Annotated in this window: 25 protein-coding genes and 1 pseudogene; 19 read left to right on the top strand and 7 right to left on the bottom strand. The window is 67.3% G+C overall.

Translation table 11 applies throughout. The features are described from left to right. Nucleotides 1–80: 80 nt before the first annotated feature. A complete protein-coding gene (locus EV641_RS00735; protein ID WP_132470119.1) occupies nucleotides 81–995 on the bottom strand; it encodes a neutral zinc metallopeptidase in 915 nt (304 codons plus the stop codon). Between the two features lie 139 nt (nucleotides 996–1,134). Here EV641_RS00735 and aspS point away from each other — a divergent pair, with 139 nt between their 5' ends. Both aspS and EV641_RS00725 read left to right on the top strand, forming a co-directional pair. Then, on the top strand, nucleotides 1,135–2,928 hold the full coding sequence (gene aspS / locus EV641_RS00730; RefSeq protein WP_054718231.1) for an aspartate--tRNA ligase: 1,794 nt from the start codon (nucleotides 1,135–1,137) through the stop codon (nucleotides 2,926–2,928). A 380-nt stretch (nucleotides 2,929–3,308) separates the two neighbouring features. Further along, complete coding sequence (locus tag EV641_RS00725; RefSeq protein ID WP_054718223.1) at nucleotides 3,309–4,475, top strand: hypothetical protein; 1,167 nt, start codon at nucleotides 3,309–3,311, stop codon at nucleotides 4,473–4,475. Nucleotides 4,476–4,485: 10 nt separating this feature from the next. Here the strand turns inward: EV641_RS00725 and EV641_RS00720 are convergent, their stop codons facing one another. Beyond that, nucleotides 4,486–6,111, bottom strand: coding sequence for an alkaline phosphatase D family protein (locus EV641_RS00720; RefSeq protein ID WP_241996711.1), 1,626 nt, complete (start codon nucleotides 6,109–6,111; stop codon nucleotides 4,486–4,488). A gap of 179 nt (nucleotides 6,112–6,290) precedes the next feature. Here EV641_RS00720 and EV641_RS00715 point away from each other — a divergent pair, with 179 nt between their 5' ends. The 6 genes and pseudogenes from EV641_RS00715 to EV641_RS29610 all read left to right on the top strand — a co-directional run. Then, nucleotides 6,291–7,703, top strand: a complete 1,413-nt coding sequence (locus EV641_RS00715) for a replication-associated recombination protein A (protein ID WP_132470117.1) — start codon at nucleotides 6,291–6,293, stop codon at nucleotides 7,701–7,703. A 121-nt stretch (nucleotides 7,704–7,824) separates the two neighbouring features. Further along, nucleotides 7,825–10,491 (top strand): alanine--tRNA ligase, encoded by a 2,667-nt coding sequence (alaS, locus tag EV641_RS00710; protein WP_132470115.1) that lies wholly within the window; start codon nucleotides 7,825–7,827, stop codon nucleotides 10,489–10,491. After that, nucleotides 10,488–11,012 carry a Holliday junction resolvase RuvX gene (gene ruvX / locus EV641_RS00705; RefSeq protein WP_199233112.1) on the top strand — a complete coding sequence of 175 codons (525 nt, stop codon included), beginning with the start codon at nucleotides 10,488–10,490 and terminating at the stop codon, nucleotides 11,010–11,012. Before alaS ends, ruvX begins: the two co-directional genes overlap by 4 nt. Continuing rightward, entirely contained in the window at nucleotides 11,009–12,688 is a 1,680-nt protein-coding gene (locus EV641_RS00700) for an endolytic transglycosylase MltG (RefSeq protein WP_241996709.1), read from the top strand. Before ruvX ends, EV641_RS00700 begins: the two co-directional genes overlap by 4 nt. Further along, nucleotides 12,678–13,523 carry a shikimate dehydrogenase gene (locus EV641_RS00695; RefSeq protein WP_132470111.1) on the top strand — a complete coding sequence of 282 codons (846 nt, stop codon included), beginning with the start codon at nucleotides 12,678–12,680 and terminating at the stop codon, nucleotides 13,521–13,523. The genes EV641_RS00700 and EV641_RS00695 overlap by 11 nt, the downstream gene beginning before the upstream one ends. A gap of 181 nt (nucleotides 13,524–13,704) precedes the next feature. Beyond that, nucleotides 13,705–14,242 (top strand): annotated as a pseudogene (locus EV641_RS29610) (DUF6596 domain-containing protein); the annotation flags it as partial. On the opposite strand, the gene EV641_RS00690 reads toward EV641_RS29610, so the two are convergent. After that, on the bottom strand, nucleotides 14,229–14,591 hold the full coding sequence (locus tag EV641_RS00690; RefSeq protein WP_132470752.1) for a DUF1622 domain-containing protein: 363 nt from the start codon (nucleotides 14,589–14,591) through the stop codon (nucleotides 14,229–14,231). The pseudogene EV641_RS29610 and the gene EV641_RS00690 sit on opposite strands and share 14 nt — an antisense overlap. 153 nt (nucleotides 14,592–14,744) lie before the next feature. Here EV641_RS00690 and EV641_RS00685 point away from each other — a divergent pair, with 153 nt between their 5' ends. The 4 genes from EV641_RS00685 to aroB are packed head-to-tail and all read left to right on the top strand — an operon-like array spanning nucleotide 14,745 to nucleotide 18,278. Continuing rightward, a complete protein-coding gene (locus EV641_RS00685; RefSeq protein ID WP_241996707.1) occupies nucleotides 14,745–15,371 on the top strand; it encodes a prepilin peptidase in 627 nt (208 codons plus the stop codon). A gap of 48 nt (nucleotides 15,372–15,419) precedes the next feature. Next, on the top strand, nucleotides 15,420–16,607 hold the full coding sequence (gene aroC / locus EV641_RS00680; RefSeq protein WP_132470110.1) for a chorismate synthase: 1,188 nt from the start codon (nucleotides 15,420–15,422) through the stop codon (nucleotides 16,605–16,607). 4 nt (nucleotides 16,608–16,611) lie between these two features. Continuing rightward, nucleotides 16,612–17,172: a shikimate kinase gene (locus EV641_RS00675; RefSeq protein ID WP_054720107.1), complete on the top strand. Its 561-nt coding sequence runs from the start codon at nucleotides 16,612–16,614 to the stop codon at nucleotides 17,170–17,172. Then, nucleotides 17,169–18,278 carry a 3-dehydroquinate synthase gene (gene aroB, locus EV641_RS00670; protein WP_132470108.1) on the top strand — a complete coding sequence of 370 codons (1,110 nt, stop codon included), beginning with the start codon at nucleotides 17,169–17,171 and terminating at the stop codon, nucleotides 18,276–18,278. Before EV641_RS00675 ends, aroB begins: the two co-directional genes overlap by 4 nt. A 4-nt stretch (nucleotides 18,279–18,282) precedes the next feature. Here aroB and EV641_RS00665 read toward each other — a convergent pair whose 3' ends face one another. The 4 genes from EV641_RS00665 to EV641_RS00650 all read right to left on the bottom strand — a co-directional run bounded on the left by EV641_RS00665 (nucleotide 18,283) and on the right by EV641_RS00650 (nucleotide 20,887). Continuing rightward, nucleotides 18,283–18,876 (bottom strand): TIGR03086 family metal-binding protein, encoded by a 594-nt coding sequence (locus EV641_RS00665; RefSeq protein WP_132470106.1) that lies wholly within the window; start codon nucleotides 18,874–18,876, stop codon nucleotides 18,283–18,285. Between the two features lie 63 nt (nucleotides 18,877–18,939). After that, the gene (locus EV641_RS00660; protein WP_132470105.1) at nucleotides 18,940–19,776 is read right to left on the bottom strand and encodes an alpha/beta fold hydrolase; all 837 of its coding nucleotides are present in this window, start codon (nucleotides 19,774–19,776) and stop codon (nucleotides 18,940–18,942) included. Continuing rightward, complete coding sequence (locus EV641_RS00655) at nucleotides 19,773–20,201, bottom strand: helix-turn-helix domain-containing protein (RefSeq protein WP_054719622.1); 429 nt, start codon at nucleotides 20,199–20,201, stop codon at nucleotides 19,773–19,775. The genes EV641_RS00660 and EV641_RS00655 overlap by 4 nt, the downstream gene beginning before the upstream one ends. A gap of 77 nt (nucleotides 20,202–20,278) precedes the next feature. Beyond that, nucleotides 20,279–20,887, bottom strand: a complete 609-nt coding sequence (locus EV641_RS00650; RefSeq protein WP_132470103.1) for a B-4DMT family transporter — start codon at nucleotides 20,885–20,887, stop codon at nucleotides 20,279–20,281. 75 nt (nucleotides 20,888–20,962) lie between these two features. Between EV641_RS00650 and EV641_RS00645 the strand changes: the two genes are divergently transcribed. The 7 genes from EV641_RS00645 (at nucleotide 20,963) to EV641_RS00615 (ending at nucleotide 26,807) form a co-directional block, all read left to right on the top strand. Then, nucleotides 20,963–22,063, top strand: coding sequence for an aminopeptidase P family protein (locus EV641_RS00645; RefSeq protein ID WP_054719628.1), 1,101 nt, complete (start codon nucleotides 20,963–20,965; stop codon nucleotides 22,061–22,063). A gap of 35 nt (nucleotides 22,064–22,098) precedes the next feature. Then, nucleotides 22,099–22,662: an elongation factor P gene (efp, locus tag EV641_RS00640; protein WP_054719624.1), complete on the top strand. Its 564-nt coding sequence runs from the start codon at nucleotides 22,099–22,101 to the stop codon at nucleotides 22,660–22,662. Continuing rightward, complete coding sequence (gene nusB, locus EV641_RS00635; RefSeq protein ID WP_132470101.1) at nucleotides 22,663–23,187, top strand: transcription antitermination factor NusB; 525 nt, start codon at nucleotides 22,663–22,665, stop codon at nucleotides 23,185–23,187. Between the two features lie 221 nt (nucleotides 23,188–23,408). Beyond that, nucleotides 23,409–24,026 carry a bifunctional pyr operon transcriptional regulator/uracil phosphoribosyltransferase PyrR gene (gene pyrR, locus EV641_RS00630; RefSeq protein ID WP_132470099.1) on the top strand — a complete coding sequence of 206 codons (618 nt, stop codon included), beginning with the start codon at nucleotides 23,409–23,411 and terminating at the stop codon, nucleotides 24,024–24,026. Further along, the gene (locus EV641_RS00625; protein WP_132470097.1) at nucleotides 24,023–24,964 is read left to right on the top strand and encodes an aspartate carbamoyltransferase catalytic subunit; all 942 of its coding nucleotides are present in this window, start codon (nucleotides 24,023–24,025) and stop codon (nucleotides 24,962–24,964) included. Before pyrR ends, EV641_RS00625 begins: the two co-directional genes overlap by 4 nt. A 29-nt stretch (nucleotides 24,965–24,993) precedes the next feature. Further along, nucleotides 24,994–26,316, top strand: coding sequence for a dihydroorotase (locus EV641_RS00620; protein ID WP_132470750.1), 1,323 nt, complete (start codon nucleotides 24,994–24,996; stop codon nucleotides 26,314–26,316). Further along, on the top strand, nucleotides 26,316–26,807 hold the full coding sequence (locus EV641_RS00615; RefSeq protein ID WP_132470096.1) for a transporter: 492 nt from the start codon (nucleotides 26,316–26,318) through the stop codon (nucleotides 26,805–26,807). Before EV641_RS00620 ends, EV641_RS00615 begins: the two co-directional genes overlap by 1 nt. Nucleotides 26,808–26,862: the final 55 nt, after the last annotated feature.

Below are 26,862 nucleotides of genomic sequence, written 5' to 3'. Positions count from 1 at the left end.
CAGGGCGGCAACTCGGCCGCCGCGCAACGTGTGACCGAACGGTGGACGACTGGTGGCCTGAGGTCTCGTGAAGCCGGTCGTCAGCGAAGCGCGGCAGGGTTGTCCAGATCGGCAGCGGAGTAGGTGTCGCACGCTGCGATCTGCCCGGTGTTGTATCCCGCGATGAACCACTTCTGGCGCTGCTCGGACGAGCCGTGGGTCCATGCTTCCGGGTTGACGCGACCCGTCGCCGCGGACTGGATGCGGTCGTCGCCGACCGCAGAGGCCGCTGACAGCGCGTCGCGGATGTCGTTCTCGCTGAGCGGTGTCAGGAACGGCACTCCGGTGTCCGGGTCGGGGAGGGTGTCCGCGTAGTGCGCCCACACCCCGGCGTAGCAATCGGCCTGGAGTTCGGTGCGTACCGCGCCCGACTCGGGGCCGCGGGGATCGGACTGCGCGCGGCCGAGGTCTCCGAGCTGATTTTGCAGGTGATGACCCACCTCGTGCGCGACCACGTACTCCTGGGCGAGCGGTCCGCCGCTCGAACCGAACTGTGTCACGAGCTGCTGGAAGAAGCTGGTGTCGAAATACGCGGTCCGATCCGCAGGACAGTAGAACGGGCCGATGTCGCTCGTGGCGTTGCCGCACCCGGTCGAGGTCGCGGAGGTGAACAGCTCGACCTCCGGCAGCTCGTAGGCGACACCGGTCTGTCTGACGAGCTCCTGCTCCCATACCGTGTCGAGAGATTCGACCGTGAAGGCGACACGGCAGTCGACGTCGGAGTTGGCGTCGGCTCCGGTTTCGCATCCCTCGAGTGTGCCTCCGGGGCTGTACTGCCCGGATTGGTCCGGGGTGCCGGAGCCGAGCAACGACGACGGATCGCCGCCGAACAACAGCGCCAGGATCAAGACGATCAGGCCGCCGGCGCCGCCGCCGAGCGCGATCTTGCCGCCGCGTCCCCCGCCGCCGACACGGATTCTGTCCGCATCCCGACGTGCGCCTTGGTTGAACGTCATCGCATCCGCCTTGTCGTCGAGCCACTCGAGCCGCACAAGTCTGGCACGACCGATTCGGCACGTGTGTGCTCGGGCAATTCGTGTCTTTCGTAGGATTGCAGCGACGAACCCCGTCGATGATCGTTTCGAAAGGAATTCCGTGCTGCGCACCCATCTCGCCGGCTCGTTGCGAGCCGAGCACGCCGAGCAAACCGTCACCCTCACCGGTTGGGTTGCCCGGCGCCGCGACCACGGCGGGGTCATCTTCATCGACCTGCGCGACGCCTCCGGCGTGTCCCAGGTGGTGTTCCGTGACGCAGAGGTGCTCGAGCAGGCGCACAAGCTGCGCGCCGAATACTGCGTGAAGGTGACCGGAGTCGTCGAGATCCGGCCCGAAGGCAATCAGAACTTCGAGATCCCGACGGGAGCGGTGGAGGTCAACGCCACCGAACTCGAGGTGCTGGGTGAGGCGGCGCCACTGCCGTTCCAGCTCGACGATCAGGCCGGCGAAGAGGCCCGCCTCAAGTACCGGTACCTGGACTTGCGCCGTGAAGGGCCGGGCAAGGCCATCCGGCTCCGTAGCAAGGTCAACGCCGCTGCCCGCTCGGTGCTCGCTCATCACGAGTTCGTCGAGGTCGAGACTCCGACGCTGACGCGCTCGACACCCGAGGGTGCCCGTGACTTCCTGGTGCCTGCGCGCCTGCAGCCCGGCAACTTCTACGCTCTGCCGCAGTCACCGCAGCTGTTCAAGCAGCTGCTCATGGCCGGTGGCATCGAGCGGTACTACCAGATCGCGCGCTGCTACCGCGACGAGGACTTCCGCGCCGACCGGCAGCCGGAGTTCACCCAGCTCGACATCGAGATGGCGTTCGTGAACCAGGACGACGTGATCCTGCTCGCCGAAGAGGTACTGCACGCGCTGTGGCGCCTGGTCGGATACGAGCTCGAGACACCGATCCCGCGCATGACGTACGCCGACGCCATGCGACGTTTCGGCAGCGACAAGCCGGACCTGCGCTTCGACATCGAGCTCGTCGAGTGCAAGGAGTTCTTCAAGGACACCACCTTCCGGGTCTTTCAGGCGGAGTACGTCGGTGCGGTCGTCATGCCGGGAGGTGCGTCGCAGCCGCGTCGTCAGCTCGACGCGTGGCAGGAGTGGGCGAAGCAGCGCGGTGCCAAGGGCCTCGCGTACGTACTCGTGGGCGAGGACGGCGAGCTGACCGGCCCCGTCGCGAAGAACCTCACCGACACCGAGCGGGCCGGGCTCGCCGCACATGTGGGTGCCGTTCCCGGCGACTGCATCTTCTTCGCGGCCGGTGCGACCAAACCGATGCGGGCCCTGCTGGGTGCAGCGCGCGGCGAGATCGCTCGCAAGCTCGACCTCATCGACCCGAATGCGTGGGCGTTCGTGTGGGTGGTCGACGCCCCCATGTTCGAGCCGGCCGCCGATGCGACCGCGTCCGGTGACGTCGCTCTCGGTTCGTCCGCGTGGACGGCGGTGCACCACGCATTCACCTCGCCGAAGCCAGAATTCCTCGACACGTTCGACACCGATCCGGGCTCGGCGCTGGCCTACGCCTACGACATCGTCTGCAACGGCAACGAGATCGGCGGCGGCTCGATTCGTATCCACCGGCCCGACATCCAGGAACGTGTGTTCAAGGTGATGGGAATTCCCGAGGACGAAGCAAACGAGAAGTTCGGCTTCCTGCTCGAGGCATTCAAGTACGGTGCGCCGCCGCACGGCGGTATCGCCTTCGGCTGGGACCGGATCACTGCACTGCTCGCCGGTGTGGACTCGATCCGCGAGGTCATCGCGTTCCCCAAGTCGGGTGGGGGAGTCGACCCGCTCACCGACGCGCCCGGCCCGATCAGCGAGGCGCAGCGTAAGGAGTCCGGAATGGACTTCAAGCCCGAGGATGTGAAGGACACCGCGGCAGCCGCCGCGCAGTAGGTTGACCGCGGCGGCCGCCGCGGAAGTCTTGCCCCCACACTGACGGGGCGCGTCCATCTCTGTGAACGCGCCCCGTTCGTCGATCTCGAGATACGGATTTCGGATACGACGGAACATCTTGATATACCGAAGTTGTGACTGTCGACGATCTTCGCACCGAAAAGACCTCCTCGATTCGCGCTTCCGAGAAGAACTTTCGAGGAGGCCGGACACTCGGGTGCGGATTGTCCGTTTCGGGGAAACATGTCGATGATCAGGCGCAACTCGGCCGGGCGAGGCAATGCGGCGTCGCTGATTCGGTCGAAATGGACCTTGGTCCCGAGTCGGTGGGGAATTCCGCACGCCCTGTCGGTGGCCGCGACAATGTAGATTGATCGGTGATGACCGCAACATTGGCAGACCCCGTTTCGGAGGTAGTGCAAGCAGCGGAGACGCTGCTCACTCGTCGCACCGGCGCCCCGGTTACGCTCGCGGATCCTGTGGATCTCGGCGGCAGTGGCCGCTCGGTGGTTCTTCGCGTGCGAGTTGCTGCCAACCCCTTCTCGCTGCCCCGCACTCTCGTCCTGAAGCAGGTGCCGCCGACCCGCGGCGCCGGCCATGTCGACCTCCGCGGCGCCACGACGGACGAGGAGGTCGCCTTCCTCCGCGAAGCCGTGTCGTACCAGTTCGCAACCGCGCTCGCCAAGGACCATCGACCCGGAGCGGAACTGCTCGCCTACGACTTCGAGACCCGGTTGCTGGTGCTCAGCGACCTCGGCGACGCCACCCCGCTGGCGACGCTATTGCGCAGCGGCGACACCGATACCGTCGGAAACACGCTCATGGCGCTCGCGCAGGCTCTCGGTCGCATGCATGCCGCGACCGTCGGCCGTGAGGAAGACTTCTCGGCGTTGCTCCGCAGAGCCGGCGTCGTATCCGTCAGCGATGCGGTGGCCGAACAGGCCATCGACGCGGTCCGGGGCGTGCCCGAACTGCTTGCCACCGACTTCGGGCTCACCGTTTCCCAGTCGGTACTCGACCGCGCGGAACGCGCAGCGAAACTGTTCACCGGGGGCCGATTCCGCGCATTCAGTCCGTCGGATCTGTGCCCCGACAACATCGTCGTCGGCGACGACGGGGTGCAGTTTCTCGATTACGAATGGGGTGGGTTCCGCGACGCGACCCTCGACATCGCGTACGCGCTCACCTCGTTCCCACTGTGCCTGTGTGCAGCACCGTTGACCTCCGAGCGGGTGCGGGCCATGGCGGATGCCTGGCGCGCCGAGGTGGTGGGCATGTGGCCGCAACTCGCTTACGACGAAGTTCTCGCCGAGCGTCTCCTCGACGCTCAACTCGCCTGCGTCTGGTTGAGCACCCACCTGTTCCTGCCCGAGGATCACGCCCGCATCGCGTCGGTGCGGACGCACGAACTGTCTGTGGCGCGGATCCCTGCGCTGAGCTCGCGGTGGTCGTTGCTGGCGGATTTCGCGACCGACACCGGACACGACGATGTGGCGGCACACGCGCGCGCTGTCCTGTTGCATCTGGATCAGCGCGGGGAGTCCTGACGTCGTCGCTCTAGATCGGTGGTGCCGGCTCCGTCCTCGCGCTGTCTGCGGCAACTCGTAGCCCCGCGGCCCGTGTCACGCCGGTCCGGGGATCGGAGGGATTGTGCAGGTGGAACCATTCCATCTGCACCGCCTCCGGTGCGACGTCGAGTACCCCGTAGCCGTGCGAGTCGAGTTCGACGTACTCGATGTGCCGATTGGTGGATCGGATGGCCGATTCGAGCGCCGGGCCGACCGTCCGCGGCGGAACCCCGAGCAACTCGTCGATGTTCGCCGAGGTCACGGACGGCACGACGAACTCCGTCGCCACCGTTCCTGCGCTCGGGTACGCGGCGGCGTCGATCGGGATGTCTGCACCCCACGAGGTGTGGATGTCGCCGGTGAGGAACACTACGTTGCGACGGCCCGCCGCGGTGATCGCGTCGAGCAGTCGGCGACGGTCGGACGGGTAGCCGTCCCACTGGTCGGCGTTGTATGGGATCCCGTTCGCCGGCACACCGAGGAGCTCGGTCAGCGCGCCTGTCGTGTGCGGGTCCAGGGGCGGGAAGAGCACCGGTGCAATCATCACCGAGTTACCCACGAACTGCCACTTCGTCTGCGAGCTCGTCAGCCCCGCGGTCAACCACGCCATCTGTTCCGGCCCAGTGATCGTGCGGGTGTCGTCGTCGGCGGTGCGCCACTCCGCGCCCGGGCCGACCTGCTGGCTCCGGTAGCTGCGCAGATCGAGCATGGACAGTTCGGCGAGGTCCCCGAACTGGAGTCGCCGGTAGAGGCGGGTGCCATCCATTCGGACCGGCATCCACTCCGAGTAGGCCCTGACCGAGGCGGCCTTGCGCGTGGCCCAATCGCCCTCGGTCGCCGGATCGTGATTCTCCGCACCGCCGGCGTAGGCGTCGTTTGCCGATTCGTGATCGTCCCACACGACGATCCACGGCACCGTCGCATGGAGGGCCTGCAGATCGGGGTCGGTCTTGTACTGGCCGTGCCGGATCCGGTAGTCGGTCACGGTCACGATCTCGTTGGCCGGTGCGTGGGTCCGGGGGGTGGTCTCGGAGACAGGAAACTTGCCGGCGGCGTATTCATACAAGTAATCGCCGAGATGCAGGATCGCGAACAGGTCGTCGCGGGCCGCGAGATGCCGGTACGCACCGAAGTAGCCGCCCTCCCAATTCGAGCACGACACCACCCCGAAGCGCAGTTGTCCCGTCGGTGCGCCCGGTGCGGGTGCGGTGCGGGTGCGTCCCGTCGGCGACTCGATATCTCCGGCGACGAAACGGTAGTGATACTCGGTTGCTGGGGCGAGTCCGGTCGCATCGATCTTGACGGTGTGGTCCGATGCGGCGGACGCGGTGACTGTTCCGGTCGCGTCGATCGTCCTGAAGTTCGCGTCGCGGGAGAGTTCCCACCGCACCGTTGTCTCGGGTCCGAGCCCCGAACCGGGTGTTGCCTCAGGCGACGGGGTCACCCGTGTCCACAGGATCACCGCGTCCGGGAGCGGATCTCCGGAGGCGACGCCGTGGTGGAACATCTCTGGTGACGCCGATGCCGTGCTCCCGGTGGCGGCGAGTGCGGCGGCGCCGGCGACACCGACTCCGGAGCGGAGCAAAGTGCGGCGGGACAATCGCGTAGAGATCACGCACCGATCCGAACACAGTTCGCGGCGCGCGTCCGACGAAGGAGCGGAATTCCTTCCGAGATTTCACCGAGCGTTCGTCTTCCGGGCACCGCTTTCCGAGCGAACGGCACACTCCTTCGATGCGAGGAGATCGACTGCACATTCGCTCGAAGGACGGTGGCGCTTGTAGCGTCGTCGGCGTGAGTGATCTTTTCGGTGCGAACGACCCGTCGGCCGAACCGGACGCATTGTTCGAAGCGCCGCGCGAACCGGAGCCGGACCTGGAACCGTCGATCCGTCGCGCCCCGGTCGGCCCGACCGGGCCGAACGCACCGCTGGCGGCACGGATGCGCCCGGCGAACCTCGACGAGGTCCTCGGCCAGCAGCACCTACTCGAGCCGGGTGCGCCGCTGCGGCGACTCGTCGAAGGCTCAGGTGCCGCTTCCGTCGTCCTCTACGGGCCTCCGGGAACCGGCAAGACCACCCTCGCGTCGCTCATCTCCGGGGCCACGGGTCGACGCTTCGAAGCGTTGTCCGCGCTGTCCGCAGGCGTGAAGGACGTCCGCGCCGTAATCGATCTCGCGCGTCGCCGGCTCACCCACGGCGAGCAGACCGTGCTGTTCATCGACGAGGTCCACCGCTTCTCCAAGACCCAGCAGGACGCTCTGCTCGCCGCGGTGGAGAACCGGATCGTTCTGCTGGTGGCGGCCACGACCGAGAATCCGTCCTTCTCCGTCGTCGCACCTCTGCTGTCGCGGTCGCTGGTGCTGCAGTTGCAGCCTCTCGGCCCGGAAGACATCCGCGCGTTGCTCGAACGGGCCCGCACGGATCCGCGGGGGCTCGACGGGGCGGTCGTGATCACCGATGACGCGCTCGATCACCTCGTCCGGCTCGCCGGCGGCGATGCCCGCCGCGCCCTGACGGCGTTGGAAGCCTCCGCGGAAACCGCTCTCGACCGGGCCGGCGACACCGATGCCGTCATCGACCTGCCGACCGTCGAATCCAGCATCGACAGGGCCGCGGTCCGGTACGACCGCGACGGCGATCAGCATTACGACGTCGCCAGTGCCTTCATCAAGTCGCTGCGCGGCTCCGATGTCGATGCCGCCTTGCACTATCTTGCGCGGATGATCGTGGCGGGGGAGGACCCGCGGTTCATTGCCCGGCGCCTGATGATCCAGGCCAGCGAGGAGGTCGGTATGGCCGACCCCACCGCGCTCCAGGCGGCAGTGGCCGCGGCTCAGGTGGTCCAGCAGGTCGGTATGCCCGAGGCCCAGCTCGCCCTCGCGCAGGCCACCATCCACATTGCCACCGCGCCGAAGTCCGGATCGGTGACCGCCGCACTGTTCGCTGCTATCGGCGATGTGAAGGCGGGTAAGGCCGGGCCCGTGCCGAGTCACCTGCGTGACGGTCACTACCAGGGTGCGCAGAAGCTCGGTAACGCCATCGGGTACCGATATCCCCACGACCACCCGGACGGTGTCCTCTCACAGCAGTACCCGCCCGACGAGTTGGTGGGTGTCGACTACTACGAGCCGACGGGCCGCGGCGTCGAGCGTGATCTGTCGTCGCGGCTGCCGAAGCTGCGTCGGATCGTGCGCGGACCGCGGTAGCCGCCGCGGTCCTGATAATCCGCTCGCGGTGGCGCGATAAGCTGAAAGGCGGCCGATTGACTTGATCGTCCGCCCCTTGCCGGGCAGCTCCGCCACCGTCAGACCACAAAGGACCATCGACGTGCAGACCCACGAGATCCGCAGGCGCTTTCTCGACCACTTCGTGAAGGCAGGCCACACCGAAGTGCCGAGCGCCTCGCTGATCCTGGCCGATCCGAACCTGCTGTTCGTCAACGCAGGCATGGTCCCCTTCGTGCCGTTCTTCCTCGGGCAGCAGACTCCGCCCTACTCGCGGGCGACCTCGGTGCAGAAGTGTGTGCGCACCCTCGACATCGAAGAGGTGGGGATCACCACCCGGCACAACACCTTCTTCCAGATGGCCGGCAACTTCTCGTTCGGCGACTACTTCAAGGAAGAAGCCATCACGCACGCGTGGTCGCTGCTCACAGACTCCGTCGACAAGGGCGGTTACGGGATCGATCCCGAAAAGCTTTGGGCAACTGTCTATCTCGACGACGACGATGCATACTCGATTTGGCACGACAAGATCGGTGTCCCGGCCGAGCGGATCCAACGTCGCGGGATGAAGGACAACTACTGGTCGATGGGCATCCCCGGCCCGTGCGGCCCGTGCTCGGAGATCTTCTACGACCGCGGCCCCGACTACGGCGTCGAAGGCGGTCCGGAGGCCGACGAGGACCGCTATATCGAGATCTGGAATCTCGTGTTCATGCAGAACGAGCGTGGCGAGGGCACCAGCAAGGAAGACTTCGAGATCCTCGGCCCGCTGCCGAAGAAGAACATCGATACCGGTATGGGTGTCGAACGTGTCGCGTTCCTGCTCCAGGGAGTCGAGAACGTCTACGAGACGGACCTGCTGCGCCCCGTCATCGACAAGGCGCAGGAACTGACCGGGAGTCGTTATGGCTCCGATCACAGCTCCGACGTGCGTTTCCGTGTCATCGCCGACCACGCGCGCACCGCTGCGATGCTCATCGTCGACGGCGTCAACCCCGGCAACGACGGCCGCGGTTACGTCCTGCGCCGTTTGCTGCGCCGCATCGTCCGTTCCGCGCGCCTGCTCGGCGCCGAGCGGCCCACGATGGCCGAGTTCATGGCCGTCGTGCGCGACACCATGGCCCCGTCGTACCCCGAGCTGTCCACCGATTTCGCGCGCATCGAGACCGTGGCTGTCGGTGAGGAGACGGCGTTCCTCAAGACCCTCGGCACCGGCAGCAAGCTGTTCGAAGGTGCTGTCGAGTCGGTGAAGGCCCAGGGCAAGACCGTGCTCGGCGGCTCCGAGGCCTTCGCGCTGCACGACACCTACGGGTTCCCGATCGACCTGACCCTCGAGATGGCGTCGGAAGCCGGTCTCACAGTCGACGAGGACGGCTTCCGCTCGCTCATGGCCGAGCAGCGGCAGCGTGCGAAGGACGATGCCCGCGCACGCAAGCACGCCCACGCCGACCTGACGGTCTACAAGGAACTGCTCGACCGCGGCCCCACTGAGTTCACCGGCTTCGGCGAGCTCGTCTCGGAGGCACACGTGCTTGCCGTCATCACCGGCGGTGAGCGCCTGCACGCCGCGAGCGCGGGACAGGATGTCGAAGTGATCCTCGACCGCAGCCCGCTGTATGCGGAGTCCGGCGGTCAGATCGCCGATGTCGGCACCATCACCGCCACCGGCCTGCGCGTGAAGGTCAACGATGTGCAGAAGATCGCCAAGCAGCTGTGGGTGCACAAGGTCACGGTGCTCGAGGGCCAGATCGTCGAAGGCGACGCCGTCCTCGTTCAGGTCGATCCGGAATGGCGCAAGGGCGCCACCCAGGGGCACTCGGGTACTCACCTGGTGCACGCGGCGCTGCGGGAGGTCCTCGGCCCGAACGCCGTGCAGGCCGGTTCACTCAACAAGCCCGGCTATCTGCGTTTCGACTTCTCGTGGCCGGGTGCGCTGTCGGACCAGCAGAAGCGGGACATCGAATCTGTCACCAACGAGGCGGTCGCCGCGAACTACCCGGTGAACACCTTCGTCACCGACCTGGACAAGGCCAAGAAGATGGGCGCGATGGCGCTGTTCGGTGAGAACTACGGCGACGAAGTACGTGTCGTGGAGATGGGCGGGCCGTTCTCGATGGAACTGTGCGGTGGCACGCACGTGCAGCACTCGTCGCACGTCGGCACTGTCACGCTGCTCGGCGAGCAGTCCGTCGGCTCGGGTGTCCGCCGCGTCGAGGCCTACGTCGGCCTTGATTCCTACCGGCACCTGGCCAAGGAACGCGCGTTGCTCGCGGGTCTGTCGTCGACCCTCAAGGTGCCTTCGGAAGAGGTTCCGGGACGAGTCGAATCGCTTCTCGAGCGTCTCAAGGTCGCCGAGAAGGAACTCGAGAAGAGTCGCGCCGCGAGTGTGGCTGCCGCGGCAGGTTCGTTCGCCGACAAGGCGGAGCGCATCGGCGACGTCCTCGTGGTGGCGGGCCGGGCGCCGGAAGGTGTGTCCGGTAATGCCATGCGCACCCTGGTGTCCGACATCCGTGGACGGCTCGGCAGCGATCCGGCCGTGGTGCTGCTGCTCGGCAGCACCGACGGCAAAGTGCCGTTCGTCGTGGCGACCAACGACGCTGCGCGGGGCAAGGGCATCAAGGCCGGCGACCTCGTGTCGAGCTTCGGGCCGGCGATCGGTGGTCGCGGAGGCGGCAAGCCCGACATGGCCCAGGGACAAGGCTCGGACGCCTCGGGTATCGATGCGGCGCTCGATGCGTTCCGCGGTCGGCTGCGCGAGCTGGCCGGCTGATCGTGGCCGAGCGACCCGGCCCTGATCGTCCCGGTTCGGATGATCCTGGCCGGGGCCGTCGAATCGGTATCGATGTCGGCAGTGTGCGGATCGGCGTGGCGTCCTGCGACCCCGACTGTATCCTCGCGACCCCGGTCGAGACTGTGGCACGGTCCAAGCAACGTGGCCCCGACGCGCCCGATCTCCGGCGCATTGTCCAGATTGTTATGGAATATGAGGCGGTTGAGGTTATCGTCGGGCTGCCGCAGACCCTGCGCGGCGAGCCGGGGAAGGCCGCGAAGCTGGCGAGCGAATTTGCGCGTCGACTTCGTCGGCAAATTCCCGAGGTTCCCGTTCGGATGGCCGATGAACGCTTCACCACGGTCACTGCGGCGCGTGCGCTTCGCGACAGCGGAGTCAGCGCGCGCGGTGCGCGGCCAGTGATAGACCAGGCCGCCGCCGTCGCCATCTTGCAAGGTTGGTTGGACGAGCGGAGTGCAGCATTGAACGTGGCAGACGGGGACCAGGGGAGCGGCCGGTGAGCCGGGACGGACGGTACGGCGACGACACTCCCGAGGCTCGGCAGGGCGGAATGTTCAGCGACCCTTACGCCGGTCACTACGACCCCGCAGGTCGCTTCATCCCGCCCGCGTCGCCCCAGCGCGACGAATACGGCCAGCACCGACCGGGAGCCGGTCGGCATCCGGACGACGACCCCACCAACGTGCTGCATTTCGAGGAGGGGGTGTTCGATGGCCCTCCGCCACAGCAGGAAGCACCGTTCGAGGACGAACCCCGGCGGACCCGTCACGACGACGAATACGTCGGTGGTTACTCATATGCTCATCGTCGAGAAGACGATCACTACGCCGCGGCGGGCTACGGCGAGTCAGGCTACGACGAGCCGGACTACGACGAGCCAGGTGTGTTCGACCGGACCGAGACCATCGCCGCGATCCCCGCTGACGACGACGCGGATGCCGAGTGGCGGGATGACGACGACGATCGCGCAGCCCCTGCCGCCGTGGGCGCTTCGGCGGTACAGCGGGCCGAGACCACCGCATCGGCGAAGCGGCGTAAGCGAGGCAAGGTTGTCGGCTCGCTGGCAGCCGTGCTGCTGCTCATCGTGGTGGTGGGCGGCGGTTACTTTGCTTACAACCGGTTCTTGGGGCCGGGACTGCCGCCCGACTTCACCGGACCCGCGGGCCCCGTCGCGATCGTGCAGGTGCACCCCGGCGAGACCGCATCCGAGATCAGCAGCGAAGTCGCCGACAAGGGTGTGACCGCCAGTGCCGGCGCTTTCTACAATGCCGCGGTGCAGAATGCCGGCATGAACGCCGTGCACCCAGGCTTCTATGCGATCCCCACCAACATCTCCGGTGTCGACGCGGTCACTGCCTTCGTCGCCCCGGAAAGCCGGGTAGGCGCGCTCGTCATCTCGGAGGGCCGGCAGCTCCATGACATCCGCGATGTCAACACCGGCGCCGTCCGCAAGGGCATCTACACCCTCATCGCGGAAGCAAGCTGCTACGACGATGCCGGTGTCACACAGTGCCTGACCTACGACGAACTCGTTGCAGCGGGGGCGAACACCGAACTGGATGCACTCGGGGTCCCGGTATGGGCGCGCGACGCGGTGGCGCAGGTCCCGAACCGGGAGCGTCAACTCGAAGGCCTGATCGCCGCCGGTAGCTGGGATTTCGACCCTTCGGCCGAACCTACCGAGGTGCTGCGCACACTCGTGACCGGTAGCGCCGACCGATATGACGAGACGGGAATTGCAGCCGCAGCACCGACGGTGGGCCTGACACCGTACGAGATGCTCGTCGCTGCGTCCCTGGTCGAGCGTGAAGCCATGCCGGACGATTTCGCGCGGGTCGCACGGGTGATCCTCAACAGACTCGAGATCGACCAGATGCTGCAGTTCGATTCGACGGTCAACTATGCGCTCGACGAGACCGAACTTGCGACCACCGATGCGGACCGCGCCCGCGTGACGCCGTGGAACACGTACGCGAGCGTCGGTCTGCCGGCCACCCCGATCTCGTCTCCGAGCATCGGTGCCCTGCAGGCAGTGGAAAACCCGGAACCGGGCGAATGGACATACTTCGTGACGATCGACGACCAGGGCACGACACTGTTCGCCGACACCTACGAGGAACACCTCGTCAATACTCGGCTGGCTCTCGAAAGCGGAATCCTCGACAGTGGTAGATGACAGTACGAACAGTACGAAAAGACCCCGCAAGGCCGCAGTACTCGGCAGCCCGATCGGTCATTCGAAGTCCCCGCTGCTGCATCTCGCCGCGTATCGGGCACTCGGACTGACGGACTGGACCTACGAGCGCATCGAATGCACGGGTGAGCAGCTACCGGATCTCGTGTCCGGTCTCGGCGACGAGTGGGTCGGCCTGTCCGTCACGATGCCCGGCAAGTTCGCCGCGCTCGAGTTCGCGACGGAACGCACCGAGCGGGCGGTCGCGATCGGCTCGGCGAACACCCTCGTCCGCATCGACGGCGGCTGGCGTGCCGATTGCACCGACATCGACGGTGTCAGCGGCGCGCTCGGCACCATCGGTGTAAACGACCTGACGGGACGGTCCGCGGTCGTCGTCGGCAACGGCGGCACCTCCCGCCCCGCGATCGTCGGCCTCGCCGACCTGGGTGCCCGAGAGGTGACCATCGTGGCGCGCTCGGAGCAGCGAGCAGCCGAAACCTTCGACTGCGCCGAGGCCGTGGGAGTCACGCCGCAGTGGGTGTCGTTCGACGATCCGGCACTGGGTGAGGTGTGTGCGGCGTCCGGAGCGTTGGTCTCGACGGTGCCCGCTGCCGCGGCAGCACCGTATTCCGACACGTTGGCGCAGGCACCGTTCATCCTCGACGCGATCTACGACCCGTGGCCGACTCCGCTGGGTGAGGCCGCACACGCGCGTGGCAGCGTCGTCGTCTCCGGACTGACGATGCTGCTGCATCAGGCGTTCGGTCAGGTGGAACAGTTCACGGGCAGTCCCGCACCGAGGGACGCGATGGCTGCGGCCGTCGGCCTCGGCTAGCGAATCGAGAAATCTTCGGATCGTTGTCGAATCCGGCGCCTACCGTTCGTGTAGTAGGTGAGAGGCCGGGAAATGCCGGCGCAGGCCCGAAGGGAACACTGGATCATCACGACCGCGCGGCGGCGCACACTAGACCGCGCACGATGTGAGCAGACCCGCACGACCAGCCAGGCGGAAGCCCGAAGTGCACACGTCGAGCTCGGGCAGTGATCTCGTCGCTGTCGACCTGTGTGCCGAAGCCATCCGTCTGGCCCGTCCCCGACCGGGCTGTTGCCCGACGATCCAGAGACCTCGGGCCTGCTCGCGCTGATGCTGCTCGGTGAATCGCGCCGTCCGGCACGGACGACGGACGATGGTGAACTCGTGCTCTTCGCAGATCAGGACCGGGTCGCTGTGGGACCGCGCGCTCGTCGAGGAGGGGCAGGCCCTCGTCCGCCATTGTCTGCGGTGGAACACGCCGGGCCCGTACCAGATCCAGGCGGCCATCGCCGCCTGCACTCGGATGCACACACTGTTGCCGCCACCGAGTGGTCTCAGATCGTGCAGCTCCACGACCGGCTGTATCTGGTCGCGCCCACGCCGTGCGCGCCGATCTGCTGCGACGCCTCGGCCGCAGGACGGAGGCCGCGGACGAGTACACCCTCGCGGCCGAACAGACCGGAAACGACGTCGAACGACAGTTCCTGCTGGGTTGCCGCGATGAGCTCAGCTCACCGTAACGGCGGGCTCCTCCTCCTTCTGCCATGGCCACCGGCCTTCGATCTCGAGCTGGAGCGACCAACTGAGGAAGGTCCGGATGAGGACGATGATCGCGAGCACTCCGACCGAGGTGAACGTGGGAGTGACCGCGACGGTCTTGATGATGTCGGCCGCGACCAGGAACTCGAGTCCGAGCAGGATGGAGCGCCCGAGATTTCGGCGATAAGGCTCGTAGATCCTCGCCCCGCTCCTTCGCCGCCACGAATCCAGTGCGATCCAGCTGGACAGGGCCGCGCCGAGAACGATGCATGCGACACCGACGACATCGATCGCGGATCCCACGTGCTCGAGAAGTTCTGCCACCTGCATCAGTGAAACTCCCTCCCACCCGGCGTAACCGAAACGACCGACCTGATCATGCTTGCACGCCGAGTTGTCCACAGGTGGCGCATCGATCCACAGATTCGGCGATTCCGGGCTCGGCGGCATCCGCGGTCGGCGTGAACGGCCCATGCTGCGACGGTGATCCCCGCTGTTGTGATGGCCGTAGTGATGGCGCTCCTCGGAGCGGTGGTCGGCGTGTGTGTGCGGAGGCTCACGGCGCGACTGTCCGGAGTGGAACCGTGGCGCGGCGCATGCGAGGCCGCGTGTGCGGCCGGTGGGGCCCTCGCCACCACGACGACGTGGCCCGAGACGGCTGCGCTCGCCCTCTTGATGTGGTGGTGCGTGTGCTGCAGTGGGGTCGATGTGCTGGTCCAACGGCTTCCCAATGTGCTGACCCTCGGTGGGGGACTGACGGTCGTGACGATCGGGGCCTGTGCGGGACACGGTCGCGCGGCTGCCGTCGGCGCGGCCCTGCTGACCGCGACGATGCTCACCGCGCATCTACTCTTCGCACGCTCGCTGGGTGCCGGCGACGTCAAACTCGCGATCGGATTGGGCGGCGCCGCGGGTGTCGCCGGAGCACAGGCATGGATGATCGCGCTGCTGCTCCCGCCTCTGCTGACCGCCGTCGTCGGGTCGCTCGTGCTCCTGTACCGGCGTTTCGAACGAGTCTCGTCGGGTGAGCGATCGTCCGGGTCGACGGTGGTGCCGCACGGTCCGTCGATGTGTGTCGCGACGGTGCTCGCAGTGTTGGCCGCCGGTTGACCCAGGGTGGCGTCACAACTCACCCGGAGACCATGGAAGGATGGATGCGTGCTGCGCTGGATAACTGCCGGAGAATCCCATGGTCCCGCCCTCGTTGCGATGCTCGAGGGCATGGTTGCTGGTGTCGAGGTGACGTCGAACGACATCTCGGAGCAGCTCGCGCGGCGACGCCTCGGTTATGGACGCGGCGCACGCATGAAGTTCGAGGCCGACAAGGTCACCATCATCGGGGGCGTCCGGCACGGACGCACTCTCGGCGGCCCCGTCGCCGTCGAGATCGGCAACACCGAATGGCCCAAGTGGGAAACCATCATGGCTGCCGACCCGGTCGATCCGGAACTGCTCGCCGGGCAGGCGCGCAACGCACCCCTGACCCGTCCCCGCCCCGGCCACGCCGACTACTCGGGCATGCTCAAATATGGCTTCGACGACGCACGCCCGGTGCTCGAACGCGCGAGTGCGCGCGAGACCGCGGCCCGCGTCGCCGCCGGAACCGTGGCCCGCAACTTCCTGCGCCAGGTGTTCGGTGCCGAGGTCGTCTCTCATGTCATCTCCATCGGCGCCTCCGATCCGTACGTCGGCCCGGGGCCGTCGGGTGCAGACCTCGACGCGATCGATGCGAGTCCTGTTCGCGCCTTCGACAAGGCAGCCGAAGAGTCGATGATCAGCGAGATCGAGGCCGCCAAGCGCGACGGTGACACCCTCGGCGGTGTCGTCGAGGTCGTGGTGCACGGCCTGCCGGTGGGCCTCGGGTCGTTCGTCAGTGGCGCCGAGCGCCTCGACTCCCGCCTCGCCGCTGCGCTGATGGGCATCCAGGCCATCAAGGGCGTCGAGGTCGGCGACGGCTTCGAAACCGCGCGTCGCCGCGGCAGCGCCGCCCACGACGAGATGGTACCGGGTCCGGACGGGGTGATCCGGTCGACCAACCGCGCCGGTGGGCTGGAAGGCGGCATGACCAACGGTGAAGCGCTGCGCGTGCGCGCGGCGATGAAGCCGATCTCGACGGTGCCGCGAGCCCTCTCCACCATCGACATGAGCACGGGTGACGAGGCCGTCGCGATCCACCAGCGCTCCGACGTGTGTGCGGTACCTGCAGCGGGTGTGGTGGCCGAAGCGATGGTCGCTCTCGTCGTCGCGCAGGCCGCGCTCGAGAAGTTCGGTGGTGACTCGCTGGCCGAGACGGCGAGCAACGTCGACCATTACGTGAAGGGGATCGCGGCGCGTCCGCCGCGGTGACATCATGGCGCCGCGCGCAATCCTGATCGGGCCACCCGGAGCCGGAAAGTCCACCATCGGACGTCGGGTCGCCCAGGCACTCGATGTGCCGTTGCTCGACACCGACGTGGAGATCGAGCGCACCACCGGGCGAACGATTCCCGAAATCTTCACCGAGGACGGAGAGCCGGAGTTCCGCCGGATCGAGGAGCAGGTCGTCGCGGAGGCTCTGGCCTCGCACGATGGAGTGGTGTCGCTCGGTGGCGGCGCGATCCTGTCGGAGCGGACTCGTGAGCGGCTTGTGGGCTGCACGGTGGTCTACCTCGAGATCAGCGTCGCGGAAGGCTTGCGCAGGACCGGAACGAACACCACCCGACCCCTGCTCAACGGCGGGGATCCCGCGCAGAAATACCGCGATCTGATGCGGCGTAGGCGGCCACTCTACCGGAAATCCGCGACGATCCGGGTGCGCACCGACGGCCGCAGCCCTGGCCGAGTCGTCCAGCAGGTCCTCGCCAAACTCGATCCGGCCCAAGAAGACTCGAAGACCACGACCAGCGAAGAGAATCGGAGCAGCACACCGTGACCGAACCGGTACGCATCGACGTCGAAACTTCCCAGCCTTACCCGGTTGTCATCGGACGTGGACTGCTCGGCGACGTCGTCGAGACACTCGCGGGCACTCGCACCGTCGCGATCTTCCACCAACCCACGTTGACCGCCACTGCGGAAGCAGTGCGGGAAGCTCTGGCGGAGACCGGCATCGACGCACATCGCATCGAGATCCCGGATGCCGAGGACGGCAAGGAACTTGCGGTTGCGGGCTTCTGCTGGGAGGTGCTCGGAAAGATCGGGCTCACCCGTTCGGACGCGATCGTCGGCCTCGGTGGCGGCGCCGCTACCGACCTCGCGGGTTTCGTGGCCGCAACCTGGATGCGCGGTGTGCGGGTCTACCACATTCCGACGACGCTGCTCGCCATGGTCGACGCGGCCGTGGGCGGCAAGACCGGCATCAACACGGAGGCGGGCAAGAATCTCGTGGGGTCGTTCCACGAACCGTCAGCGGTGTTCGTCGACCTCGCGACCCTCGAGACAGTGCCGCGCAACGAGATCATCGCGGGTATGGCAGAGGTGATCAAGACCGGTTTCATCGCCGATCCGGTGATCCTCGAGCTGATCGAGGAGAACCCGGAGGCGGCACTCGACCCGACCGGAACCGTGCTGCCCGAACTGATCCGACGGTCTGTCGAGGTCAAGGCGAAAGTCGTCGCTGCGGATCTGTTGGAATCGAGCCTGCGCGAGATCCTCAACTACGGTCACACGCTCGGTCACGCGATCGAGCGCCGCGAGCGGTACAAGTGGCGCCACGGCGCGGCGGTGTCCGTCGGTCTGGTATTCGCCGCCGAGCTGGGCAGGCTCGCGGGGCGTCTCGACGACGCCACCGCCGACCGGCATCGCACGGTCCTCGAATCGGTGGGTCTGCCCACCACGTACGCGTCGGATGCGTTCGGCGACCTGCTTGCGGGCATGCAGACCGACAAGAAGAACCGCGCAGGCATGCTGAGGTTCGTGGTGCTCGACGGCCTCGCGAAGCCCGGTCGGCTCGAGGGCCCGGATCCGTCGCTGCTGGCGGCCGCCTATTCCGAGGTGGCCCGGCAGGGCACGGCCGATGCGGGCACCGTTCTGCTGTAATCCGTCAGGCGCCGTCGGGTGCCCACGTCGGATCGCGACCGGTGAGCCCGATCAACCGATCGAGGTCCGATGCGCTATCCGGAACGGGAACCGCCGGACCGAACAGGCCACCGGCGTCACGCTGTTCGTCGGTGATCGACTCGGCGAATGCGGTGCACGCGGCGATGTCGACGGGCGTGCACGAGTACGACCGACCCGTGGCGACGGCGAGATCCCAGCCATGCACGACGAGTTCGTCGAGCGTGACGAGACCCGCGATGTTGCCGGGTAGGTCGAGGCCGCCCGCTCGGGTCGGGCCCGACCACGCGGTCGGATCTTCCCATGCCCGGCGGAGCGCGTCGAGACGGTTCCGGCCCACTGTGCGCCAGCCGTCGGGCAGGTCGACCGCGCCGGGTGAGGGAGCACTCTCGGTGAGAGCACCGAGATCCTTGCGTGCGGCGGCCTCGAACGCGAGCGACAGGCCGAGCACGTGGTCGACGAGAACCCGGACCGGCATCCCATCACAGGGTGTGGGCCGATCCAGGTGATCGTCGTCGATCTCGTCGAGGGCGTCGGCCATCCGGTCGGCGGCAGGGGACAGGTCGAGCATTTCGGACATGGTCTCTCCTCGGTCGATGGTTCTGTCAGTACCGACTGCGGCCGAGCGGGAAACTGAGCGCCGCTACGGTTGACGCAGGAAGTCGAGAACCGTCTCGGTCTGGCCGAGGATCGCGTGCCCGACACCGGGCAGGATGTGCACCTGGGCGGCGGGCAGGGCACGGTCGAGCCGTGTCGCGGTGTCGGCAGAGTCGAACATCAGGTCGCGGTCACCGACGATCGCCAGCACAGGAACGCCGATGCCGGCCAGCGCAGCGTCGTCGAACACCGGAAGACGCTCGGTGCGGGGCCGGAAGACTCCGAAGGTGGCGGTGATCTCGTCGAGGACGGGATCGTCCGGGGCGAGCCCGGTCATCCGCGCTGCGGATCGGCGTCGACCCGATTGTCCGAACAGGCTCAGCGCCGCGACTGCGGCGACACGTCCGGTTGTCTGCCGTCCGATCCCGCCGGGGCACAACAGCGCAAGTCGGTCGACCCGATCCGGTCTGCGGAGGGTGTAGTCGAGCGCGCTCCATCCGCCGAGCGACATTCCCACCAGGGTGCAATGGGTCAGGCCCAGTCCGTCGAGGACGTCGTCGAGCCACAGGGTGACCGCATCGGTGTCGAGGCGTGGGCGGGACGGGGCACTGAGGCCGGGCTCGCCCACCATGTCCACCGCGAACACTCGGAACTTCCGAGACCAGGATGCGATGTCGCCCCGCCACGTCGACGAGTTCGCGCCGGACCCGTGCAACAGCACCACGGGGGGTGCATCGGCGGGACCGCACGCGAGCGCGAAGGTCTCGCCCTCGCGGGTGTCGATCAGCAAGTGCGCGGCCGGCACGGGCCACGCGTCGAGTTGTTCGCGATAGCGCTGCACGATCCGGCGACCGCCGGCTTCGGACCGGTAGATGGCGCTCATGACTCGAGCACCGCCTCGACGGATTCCAGCAGGTGTGCGGTGTCGGCGAGGCCGCCGAGGATGATCACCTTCATACGCCCGCGCTGTTCGTCGTAGACCGTGTCGAGACGCAGTTTCGGGCCATCGCCGCGATGCGCAACCGACGCGGTGAGCAGGGTGCTGAGGCGATAGGCGGTGTGGGGGTCGACGGCGTCGATCTCGACGATGCTCGACACCTCACTGTGCCTCTCGGTCGGGGTGCTGTCGCGGAGCGGTGGTGGCACGGGTCGCCCGGTGAACGCCTCGAGATCTTCGTGGGCGATCCGGTACTGCTTGCCGATGCGTACCGCGGGGAGCTTCCCGTCACGCACGTAGTTGCGGACGGTGCGCACGTGCAGTCCCAGGCGCTCTGCGACCTGGTCCACCGAATACAGGACTTCAGACATAAGACAACCCTATCGTTACCCATATGCATGTATCAATAGGGAACGATAGGGTTGTTTGGGGAAATTATGTGGTCGTGTCAGGCGTCGCGGTTCCGGGTGGTCGGATCGACTGCCGGGAACACCTCCGTCGGTGCCTCGTCGTTGCTCCACGCGTCTGTCGGGGCGATGCCTCGGGTCGAGTCCGTGGTGGAGGGGCCCGTCGCAGCCATCGCGGGTATGCGCTCCGGACGGTTCGAGTGATCGGACCAGTCGTCGTCGCTGGGCTTGTCGTGCCGTACCAGGAACCGGCCGACCGCGACCGCGGCCATCGCGGGAAGGAATACCAGCAGCACGGTGAAGGCGGCGCCGGATGTCAATTCGAAGAACAACGACTTCACGCCCACCGGGATGGAGGTGACGGTGTCGACCAGCCATGTCACGAAGCCGCCGACGAGGCCTGTGACCGCACCGGCAGCGAGCCACCGCATCGTCAGATCGTCGCCGTCGTCCGCGTCGGGGTGGGCCCGACGATCCCGGATCCCGTCGAGGCCGGCCCATGCCACCGCCGCGAGAACGACCACGGCCAGTCCGGCCCATCGCAGGACCGACCCCTGTAGGGGCCACTGGATCAGTGCGGCACCGAGCAGGACACGCACGACGACGTGGACCAGGGCGAGCCCGAGCCCGCGAAGCAACCAGGATTTCATGTACCCGAGAGTAACGCCTGCCTCGAGAGAAGTGTGGCCGGTCCCACATTCCGTCTTCGCGGTAGGTTGAACGACATGCCCGCCGATCATGCTTCTCGCCGCGCGGCGCTGCGCGGACTCCTTGTCGACCGCAGCCTCGACGCCCTGCTGGTGACCGATCTGCTCAACATCCGATACCTCACCGGATTCACCGGATCCAATGCCGCGCTGCTCGTATCGACCGACGACGATGCCGACGAGTCGCGCACCATGATCTGCACCGACGGTCGCTACCTGTCCCAGGTGGCCGAGCAGGTTCCCGACCTGCGCGCCGAGATCGCCCGCGCGTCGGCCGGTCACCTGGTGGGTACGGCAGGGCGGGGCCCGCGCAGATCATGGGGTTTCGAAAGTCATGTCGTGACCGTCGACGACCGTGCCGAGTGGGACACCCTCGACTCCAGTGTGTCCTTCGTCGCCGCCCCACGCCTCGTCGAGCGTCTGCGCATGGTCAAGGACGAGCACGAGATCGACCTGATCCGTCAGGCGTGTGGTGCCGCGGATCGAGCACTCGCCGACCTGATCTCCGCGGGTGGCCTGCGGCCCGGGCGCACGGAGAAAGAGGTCGCGCGCGACCTCGAATGGCGCATGTTCGAGCACGGAGCCGACGGCATCTCGTTCGAGACGATCGTCGCGACCGGCGCCAATTCTGCCGTACCGCACCACCGTCCGACCGGTGCGGTCCTCGCGTCCGGTGACTTCGTCAAGTTCGATTTCGGCGCGCAGATAGGTGGGTATCACTCCGACATGACCCGCACCTATGTCCTCGACCGCGCCGCCGAGTGGCAACGTGACGTCTACGACGTGGTCCTGCGTGCCCAACGAGCCGGGAGGGAAGCCCTCGCGCCGGGTATCGAGTGTGCAGCCGTGGACGCGGCCGCCCGCTCGATCATCGCCGCGGCCGGGCACGCAGAGTTGTTCCTGCACGGCCTCGGGCACGGAGTCGGCCTCGAGATCCACGAAGCGCCGGGAATCGGTGCCGCCGCGCCCGGTACACTTGTCGCCGGTGCGGCGGTGACCGTCGAGCCGGGTGTGTACTTCCCGGGGCGCGGAGGCGTGCGGATCGAGGACACGCTCGTGGTGCGCGAGCAGACTCCGGAGCTGTTGACGCTCACCGCCAAGACATTGACCGTCGTATAAGGGGCGGTCCCCCGACTCTAGGAGACGCGAAGTAAGTGGCTGACACCAGTGATTTCAAGAACGGGCTCGTTCTGAAGATCGAAGGCCAGCTCTGGCAGATCATCGAGTTCCAGCACGTCAAGCCGGGCAAGGGCCCCGCGTTCGTGCGCACGAAGCTCAAGAATGTGACGTCGGGCAAGACTGTCGACAAGACGTGGAATGCCGGTGTCAAGGTCGAGACCGCCACGGTCGACCGTCGCGACATGACCTACCTGTACAACGACGGCACCGACTACGTCTTCATGGACGGCGAGACCTACGACCAGATCTCGATCACGCCCGAACTGCTCGGCGATGCCGCGAAGTTCCTGCTCGAGAACATGCCGGTCCAGGTCGCGACACACGAGGATGTCCCGCTGTTCGTCGAGCTGCCCGTCACGATCGAGCTCGTGGTGAAGCACACCGACCCCGGCCTGCAGGGTGACCGCTCGACCGGCGGCACCAAGCCTGCGACCCTCGAGACCGGCGCCGAGATCCAGGTGCCACTGTTCATCAACACCGGTGACAAGCTCAAGGTCGATTCCCGCGACGGCAACTACCTGGGGCGAGTGAACTCCTGAGTGTCCGGTACCCAGAAGAAACTCGGAGCCCGTCACAAGGCACGTAAGCGCGCCGTCGACCTGCTGTTCGAGGCGGAAGCCCGCGATACCCACCCGGTCGACCTCGCGGCCGATCGGGTGGCGCTCGCCGTCCGCGACGATCAGGTTGCGCCGGTGCCCCCCTACGCACAGACGATCATCCGCGGTGTCGCCGAGCACCTCGACGAGATCGACCGCACGATCGCCGACCACCTGCACGAGTGGACCCTCGATCGTCTGCCGGCCGTGGATCGCGCGATCCTGCGGCTGTCGGTTTGGGAGCTCTTCCACACCACGGATGTGCCGCCGGTGGTGGCCGTCGACGAGGCCGTCGAGCTGGCCAAGCAGCTTTCGACCGACGACTCGCCGGCCTTCATCAACGGTGTGCTCGGCCAGATCGTGGCCCTCGCCGACCAGGTGCGTGCCGCAGCTGCGGCCACCTCGGCACGTCCGGCCGCCGAGGGCAGGACCCCCGACACGGACTCGGCTGGTACCGACCGGGCCTGACGGGCCCCACTCTGCTGTTCCGTGTCGAGCGGGTCCGCCCAGGTTCGCCTGGCGGGCCCGCTCGACACGTTTTCCTCGATGTCGACGGCCGACGTTCCCGAGCGGCTGTGTTGAGCTTCACCTGCGAACCAGGCCGGACGCTCCCGGCCCGCTGATAGGCTCATTGACCGTCAGGCATCCTTTAACGACCCGTCCAGTGAGGCGGAGAAGGAGGTCGCTGGATGGCCATGTCCGAGGACAGGTCCACAGCTTCACCCGAGTCGACACCCGACGTGGCCGCACCGGCCCGCGAACTACTGTCCGCTGCTGATGTCAGCCGGACCATCGCACGAATCGCGCATCAGATCATCGAGAAGACCGCACTGGATGCCTCCGACGACCGCGCACCCCGCGTCGTCCTGCTCGGAATCCCGACCCGCGGCATCACCCTGGCGAACCGCCTCGCCGACCGCATCGAAGAATTTTCCGGTGTGCGGGTCCCCGTGGGATCACTCGACATCACCCTCTACCGCGACGACCTGCGCACCAAGCCGCACCGCCCCCTCGAACGCACCTCGGTGCCCGAAGGGGGCGTCGATCACACGCTTGTCGTCCTCGTCGACGACGTGCTCTTCTCCGGCCGTTCGGTGCGTGCCGCCCTCGACGCGTTGCGCGACCTCGGCCGGCCCGACGCCGTCCAGCTGGCCGTGCTCGTCGACCGCGGGCATCGCGAACTGCCGCTGCGCGCCGACTACGTCGGGAAGAACGTGCCGACCGCGCGTACCGAAGACGTCCGGGTACTGCTCGACGAACAGGACGGCCGTGATGCCGTGGAAATCTCGGGAGGCAAGATCTCGTGAAGCACCTGCTCTCCATCGCGGACCTGACCCGGGACTCCGCGACCGAGCTTCTCGACGACGCCGAACGCTTCGAACAGGCATTGCTCGGCCGTGAGGTCCGCAAGCTGCCCACGCTGCGCGGCCGCACCGTCATGACGGTGTTCTTCGAGAACTCCACCCGTACCCGCGTCTCCTTCGAGGTCGCCGGAAAATGGATGAGCGCGGATGTGATCAACGTGTCCGCGTCGAGTTCGTCGGTGGCAAAGGGCGAGTCGCTGCGCGACACCGCACTGACCCTGCACGCCGCCGGCGCGGACGCCCTGATCATCCGACACCCCGCATCCGGTGCCGCGCACCGCATCGCGGAGTGGACCAACGAATCCGGATCGGGCCCCGCGGTGATCAACGCCGGCGACGGCACCCACGAACACCCCACTCAGGCGCTGCTCGACGCCCTGACGATCCGCCAGCGGCTCGGCTCGGTCGAGGGTCGCCGCATCGCGATCGTCGGCGACGTCCTGCACAGCCGCGTCGCCCGATCGAATGCGCTGCTGCTGAGCATGCTCGGCGCGGAGGTCGTGCTCGTCGCCCCGCGCACGCTGCTGCCCGTCGGGGTCGAAACGTGGCCGGTGACCGTCGCGGACTCGCTCGACGCCGAACTGCCCGCACTCGACGCGGTGATGATGCTGCGCGTGCAGGCCGAACGCATGAACGGCGGGTTCTTTCCGTCCGCGCGTGAGTATTCGATCCGCTACGGACTGAACGCCCGCCGCGCCGCGATGCTGCCCGAGCACGCCGTGGTGTTGCACCCCGGTCCGATGCTGCGCGGCATGGAGATCGGATTTCCGGTCGCCGATGCACCGCAGACCGCCGTCCTCCAGCAGGTCACCAACGGTGTGCACGTCCGCATGGCCGTGCTCTTCCGGCTGCTCGTCGGCGCGGAAGGGGAGTTGTCGTGACCCACACCTCAGGAACAGGAGATACACCGGTGACGCCGCAGGTGCTCATCCGTAACGTCCGGCTCTACGGCGAAGGAGATCCGGTCGACGTCCTGCTCGGCGACGAACAGATCCTCGAGATCGGCACCGCTGTGTCCGCGCCCGCCGACGCGACCATCATCGACGGAACCGGGCAGATCATGCTGCCCGGATTCGTGGATCTGCACACCCACCTGCGCGAACCCGGCCGCGAGGACACCGAGACGATCGAGACGGGCTCTGCTGCCGCCGCGCTCGGCGGTTACACCGCTGTCTTCGCCATGGCCAATACCGACCCGGTCGCCGACTCGGTGGTCATCACCGACCACGTGTGGCGCCGCGGCCAGGAATGCGGCCTCGTCGACGTGCACCCCGTCGGCGCCGTGACCGTGGGGCTCGAAGGCAAGCAGCTCGCCGAGATGGGCACCATGGCCGCGGGCGTCGGCCAGGTCAAGATGTTCTCCGACGACGGCAAATGCGTCTACGACCCGCTGATCATGCGGCGTGCGCTCGAATACTCCGGCTCGCTCGGAGTGCTCATCGCGCAGCACGCGGAAGAACCGCGCCTGACGGTCGGCGCGGTTGCACACGAAGGCCCCACCGCCGCGCGGCTCGGCCTGGCAGGGTGGCCGCGCGCGGCCGAGGAGTCGATCGTCGCCCGCGACGCACTGCTCGCCCGCGATGCGGGGGCTCGTGTGCACATCTGCCATGCTTCTACCGCCGGCACCGTTGCGCTCGTCGAATGGGCTCGCGCGCAAGGTATTTCGATCAGTTCCGAGGTTACACCGCACCACCTGTTGCTCGACGACTCGCGGCTCGAAACCTACGACGCAGTGAACAAGGTCAACCCGCCGCTGCGTGAACGTTCCGATGTCGAAGCGCTCCGCCGAGGCCTGGCCGCAGGCATCATCGACTGTGTGGCCACCGACCATGCTCCGCACGCCGAGCAGGACAAGTGCTGCGAGTTCTCCCAGGCCCGCCCGGGCATGCTGGGACTCGAGACGGCTCTGTCGATCGTGATCGACACGATGGTGCGCCCCGGGCTGCTCGACTGGCGCGGCGTCGCGAAGGTGATGAGCGAGCGGCCCGCGCAGATCGTCGGACTCGACGATCAAGGTCGGCCGCTCGCGGTCGGTGAACCCGCCAACGTGGTGCTCGTCGACCCGGACACCGAGTGGACCGTGAGCGGACCCGACCTGGCAAGCATCTCGCACAACACCCCGTACGAAGCGATGACCCTGCCGGGCAAGGTCACGGTCACCGCGCTGCGCGGGCGGATCACGGCCCGTGACGGTGCAGTGTTCCCGCGTCACGGCGGAGAGTGGGTGCTCTGATGGACCGCATTCTGCTGACCCTGGCCTTCGTCGCACTGTGGGTGGTGTTGGTCCTGCTGATGTGGAAGGGCTGGCGGGGACGCGCCCGGCGGCAGGCCGATGTCGTGGGGGAACTGCCCGCGCTGCCCGATGATCTCGGCGGCGAACTGATCGCCCCGAGCACCGGCCTGTACGTGGGCAGCACCCTCGCGCCGAGCTGGCAGGACCGCATCGCCGTCGGCGACCTCGGGCACCGCGCAGAGTCGGAGCTGAGTCGCCACACCAAGGGAATCCTGCTGAGCCGCACCGGTGAGACACCAATCTGGATTCCGCAGGACTCGATCCGCGCCATCCGAACCGAACGAGGACTTGCGGGGAAGGTGATGACCAAGGGCGGAGTCCTGGTCATCCGCTGGGAGTTGCCCTCGGGTACCGAGATCGACACCGGATTCCGCGGCGACGACAAGTCGGTGTACCCGGCTTGGACCCGCGACGAGAACGAAAATTCATAGGACTGTGACGATCACAACGACGATGACGATCACGACAATCACGACACGCGAGAAT

The organism is Rhodococcus sp. SMB37, from assembly GCF_004345605.1.
Lineage (GTDB): Bacteria > Actinomycetota > Actinomycetes > Mycobacteriales > Mycobacteriaceae > Rhodococcus.
Note: the sequence above shows the minus strand (reverse complement) of the source record. Positions and strands in the feature narration are given on the sequence as shown.

Excerpts from the sequence above, each read along its gene's own strand:
- EV641_RS00735 (WP_132470119.1), bottom strand. The coding sequence starts at position 995 with ATGACGTTCAACCAAGGCGCACGTCGGGATGCGGACAGAATCCGTGTC.
- EV641_RS00725 (WP_054718223.1), top strand. The coding sequence starts at position 3,309 with ATGACCGCAACATTGGCAGACCCCGTTTCGGAGGTAGTGCAAGCAGCG.
- EV641_RS00690 (WP_132470752.1), bottom strand. The coding sequence starts at position 14,591 with ATGCAGGTGGCAGAACTTCTCGAGCACGTGGGATCCGCGATCGATGTC.
- EV641_RS00675 (WP_054720107.1), top strand. The coding sequence starts at position 16,612 with ATGGCGCCGCGCGCAATCCTGATCGGGCCACCCGGAGCCGGAAAGTCC.
- EV641_RS00665 (WP_132470106.1), bottom strand. The coding sequence starts at position 18,876 with ATGTCCGAAATGCTCGACCTGTCCCCTGCCGCCGACCGGATGGCCGAC.
- EV641_RS00660 (WP_132470105.1), bottom strand. The coding sequence starts at position 19,776 with ATGAGCGCCATCTACCGGTCCGAAGCCGGCGGTCGCCGGATCGTGCAG.
- EV641_RS00655 (WP_054719622.1), bottom strand. The coding sequence starts at position 20,201 with ATGTCTGAAGTCCTGTATTCGGTGGACCAGGTCGCAGAGCGCCTGGGA.
- EV641_RS00650 (WP_132470103.1), bottom strand. The coding sequence starts at position 20,887 with ATGAAATCCTGGTTGCTTCGCGGGCTCGGGCTCGCCCTGGTCCACGTC.
- EV641_RS00645 (WP_054719628.1), top strand. The coding sequence starts at position 20,963 with ATGCCCGCCGATCATGCTTCTCGCCGCGCGGCGCTGCGCGGACTCCTT.
- pyrR (WP_132470099.1), top strand. The coding sequence starts at position 23,409 with ATGGCCATGTCCGAGGACAGGTCCACAGCTTCACCCGAGTCGACACCC.
- EV641_RS00615 (WP_132470096.1), top strand. The coding sequence starts at position 26,316 with ATGGACCGCATTCTGCTGACCCTGGCCTTCGTCGCACTGTGGGTGGTG.